This window comes from Streptomyces sp. NPDC004838 (genome assembly GCF_053600955.1).
On record NZ_JBSGAW010000073.1, the window covers coordinates 1 to 2,568 of the forward strand.

The window sequence follows — 2,568 nt, forward strand, 5'->3', positions numbered from 1 at the left end:
CCGGTTGGTGTTGGTGGTGCATCACCTGGTGGTGGACGGGGTGTCGTGGCGGATCCTGCTGCCGGACCTGCAGGCCGCCTGCGAGGCCGTAGCCGCAGGACGGACACCCGAACTCGACCCCGTCGCAACGTCGTTCAAGCAATGGGCCGACCTCCTGACCCAGCAGGCCACGTCGGACGGCCGGCTCTCCGAGCTGGAACAGTGGATCGACCGGATCGGCGAGGCTGAACCGCCGCTGGGGACGAGCAAGTTCGACCCGGACCGCGACACGGTGTCGAACCTGGTCCATCGGACGTGGACCGTGCCCTCGGCCCAGGCACACACGCTCGTCGGCGATACGCCTGCGCTCTTCCACTGCGGGGTGCATGAGGTGCTGTTGGCGGGGCTGGCGGGGGCGGTGGCCCGGTGGCGGCCGGAGACCGTGGACGGTGTGCTCGTCGACGTGGAGGGGCATGGTCGTGAACCGGTCGCCGGTGCGGATCTCTCGCGCACGGTCGGCTGGTTCACCAGCAGCCACCCGGTACGGCTGGCGGTCACCGGCGTGGACCTGGAAGAGGTCCTGGCAGGTGGACCGGCGGCCGGTGCGCTGCTGAAGGTGGTCAAGGAACAGGTGCGGTCCGTGCCCGGCGGCGACGGCCTGGGCTACGGGCTGCTGCGGTACCTCAACCCGCGGACGAGCCCGGCTCTGTCCGAACTGCCCGCCGCGCAGATCGGCTTCAACTACCTGGGCCGCTTCACCACAGGCGGTCGCCGGTCGACCACCGCCGTGGACGCCTGGCAGCTGACCGGCCAGACCGCGATCGGCGGCTCGGCCGCACCGCGGATGCCCGCCCTGCACACCCTCGAAGCCGCCGCCGTCGTACAGGACGGTGCCGACGGTTCCGAGCTGAAGCTCACGTTGAGTTGGCCGACGACGGTCCTCGACGAGGCAGCGGTCGAGGACCTGGGCCGGGCATGGCTGGCCCTGCTCGCCGGACTCGCCGCACACACGGCCGACCCCGCGGCGGGCGGTCACACGTCCTCCGACTTCCCGCTCGTCGACCTCGCGCAGGACGAGGTGGACGAACTCGAAGCCGGTTTCACCGGCGGCGTCTCCTGACCGGATACCAGGCATTGAGGAGAGAAGCGATGACCCGAACCGCAGTCGAGGACGTGTGGCCCCTGTCTCCGCTTCAGGAGGGGCTGTTGTTCCACGCCGCCTTGGACGACCAGGGACCCGACGTCTACCAGGGGCAGCGGCTGTTCGACCTCACCGGACCGCTGGACGCGGGGCGGCTGCGGACGGCATGGGAGACGCTCCTGGCTCGCCACCCGGCCCTGCGAGCGGGCTTCCGGCGACGCAAGTCGGGAGAGGCGATGCAGGTCATCGCCCGGGACGTCGTACTGCCGTGGCGCGAAGCCGATCTCTCCGGGCTCCCCGACGTCGAGATGGCGGCCGGCCTGCACAAACTGGCCGAGGCCGAGCGGGCGGAGCGATTCCAGCTCGCGGTTCCGCCGCTGCTCAGACTGCTGCTGATCAAGCTGGGTGAGAGGCGGCACCGTCTGGTGCTCACCAGCCACCACGTCCTCATGGACGGCTGGTCCCTGCCCGTGCTGCTGAGGGAACTGAGGACGCTGTACGCGGCCGACGGCGACCCCGGCGCCCTGTCGGCGCCCGCCTCCTACCGGGACTACCTGGTGTGGCTCGGCCGCCAGGACAAGGAGGCCGCGCGCACCGCATGGGAGGAGGAACTGGCCGACGCTCAGGAGCCGACTCTGGTGGCTCCGGCCGCCCCAGGAAGGGCACCCCTGGCCCCGGAGATCCTCACCCGTGAGGTACCCGCACGCCTGGCCGAGGACGTGACGTCCTTCGCCCGTCGGCACGGCCTGACGGTGAACACGGTGGTGCAGGGTGCCTGGGCGCTGGTGCTGGCCCGTCTGTCCGGCCGTACGGACGTCGTCTTCGGCGTGACCGTGGCGGGGCGCCCGGCGGAGCTGCCGGGTGTCGAGTCGATGGTCGGTCTGTTCATCAACACCGTGCCCGTGCGGGTGCGCCTCGACGGTGCGCAGCCGGTGGTGCGGATGCTCGCCGAGCTTCAGGAGCGACAGAAGAACCTGATCGGCCATCAGCACCTCGGCCTGTCCGAGGTCCAGCAACTCACCGGCCCCGGGGCGACCTTCGACACGCTCCTCGTCTACGAGAACTACCCCCGCACCCCGGCTCGGCCGGCCACCGAGGACACGTTCGACCTGCGGGTCATCGCCGGTGAGGAGACAGCGCACTACCCCTACACGCTCGTCGTGTCCCCGGGCACCCCGATGCGCTGCAAGCTCGACTACCGACCGGACCTGTTCGACCGCGACACCGCCGAGTCGGTGTTCACCAGGTTCTTCGCGGTCCTTGAGCAGATGGTCGGGGATCCGTCGGTGCTGGTGGGCCGGGTGGGTGTGCTGGGTGCGGCGGAGCGTGTGGCAGTGCTCGGCGGATCGAGTGCGGCGGGCGGGGTTCCGGCCGGGTTGGTGCCGGAGCTGATTGAGGGGCGGGTGAGGGAGTCGGCGGGTGCGGTGGCGTTGGTGGAGGGTGATCGG

At 70.9% G+C, this 2,568-nt stretch carries 2 protein-coding genes; both read left to right on the forward strand.

Annotated features, from left to right (window positions below):
- On the forward strand, nucleotides 1-1,099 hold a 1,099-nt coding region (locus tag ACWEFL_RS36050), incomplete at its 5' end, for a condensation domain-containing protein (protein WP_451721335.1).
- A gap of 29 nt (nucleotides 1,100-1,128) precedes the next feature.
- Nucleotides 1,129-2,568 (forward strand): condensation domain-containing protein (locus tag ACWEFL_RS36055; RefSeq protein ID WP_451721337.1); only part of this gene is annotated, 1,440 nt, incomplete at its 3' end.